Here is a 1,294-nt window from a genome sequence, read left to right as displayed (position 1 = left end):
CGGGAATGCTCTATCGAGAAACCGCCAAGTAACTCTGAATAGGACTCACCACCGATGACCCATCAACACCAGTCTGCCCTAAAGGGCCTCATCAACGAACTCCTCGACAGCGGACAAGAACTTCAACGCGGTGAAGCGCAACGTCGTCTGTTGGAGGCCGCGATGCAGGAACTGATTGAGGCCGAAGTCACGGCCCGGATCGGCGCGGGCCGCTACGAACGCAACCCAGAGAGAGTCACCCGCCGCAACGGAACCCGGGAGAAGAAACTCGCGACCCCGTCAGGCACGTTGGAGCTGACCATCCCGAAACTGCGGGAAGGCTCGTTCTTCCCCTCGCTGTTGGAACCCCGCCGCCGGGTCGACCAAGCGTTGTGGTCGGTGATCGCGCAGGCCTGGATCGGTGGGGTCTCCACCCGCCGGGTCGACGCGCTAGTCAAAGCCCTGGGTAACGAGGCCGGTATCTCACGCTCCACGGTGTCTCGGATCTGCTCCGAGATCGACGAGTACGTCGGCGAGTTCCTCCACCGTCGTCTTGACGAGGCCTCAGGTTGGTATCCCTACCTGTGGCTGGATGCGACCTACCTCGATGTCCGCATTGGCGGGCGGGTGGTGTCCCAAGCCGTCGTGATCGCCACCGGTTGCGCGGTCAACGGACACCGTCAAGTGTTGGGGATGGCCATCGGTGATGCGGAGACCACCGATTTTTGGACCGAGTTCCTGCGCTCTCTGCGAGACCGCGGACTCAAAGTCGCCAGCCCGTCCGATCCGCTCGGGGTTGCCGTGGTCGTGTCCGACGCCCACGAAGGCTTGAAGCACGCTGTCAAGGCGATCCTGCCCGGCGCTGCGTGGCAACGCTGCCGGGTCCACTTCGCCCGCAACGTCACCCGCGCCCTCGGCTCAGCCCGCTCAAAACCCGTCAACGCTCTGATCGGCACGATCTTCGCCCAAACCACCGCCGAGGCCGTCGAGGCCTGCTATAAGCACGTCACCGACAACCTTGAGGCCTCCGGATTCACCGACATCGCCAGCATGCTCGACAAGGCCCAGACCGACTTGACCACGTTCGCGAAGATGCCCGCCGAGCACTGGCGCAAGATCTGGTCCAACAACCCCATCGAACGCCTCAACCGGGAGATCAAGCGCCGTGCTGACGTCGTCCAGATCTTCCCCGACCGCGGCTCCGTCACCCGCCTCATCGGCGCGATCCTCCTCGAACAACACGAAGAATGGCACTACGGGGAGCGCCGCTACCTCTCCGAAACCTCCATGCGTCGCCTCATCGACACCCTCCACG

1 protein-coding gene is annotated in these 1,294 nt (G+C 63.6%); it reads left to right on the top strand.

The window, feature by feature from the left end:
* Nucleotides 1-54 precede the first annotated feature (54 nt).
* A partial coding sequence (locus tag ABEA30_RS15855; protein ID WP_345584598.1) for an IS256 family transposase occupies nucleotides 55-1,294 on the top strand: 1,240 nt, incomplete at its 3' end.

The organism is Tessaracoccus lubricantis, assembly GCF_039544535.1.
Taxonomy (GTDB): Bacteria; Actinomycetota; Actinomycetes; order Propionibacteriales; family Propionibacteriaceae; genus Arachnia; species Arachnia lubricantis.
Note: the sequence above shows the minus strand (reverse complement) of the source record. Positions and strands in the feature narration are given on the sequence as shown.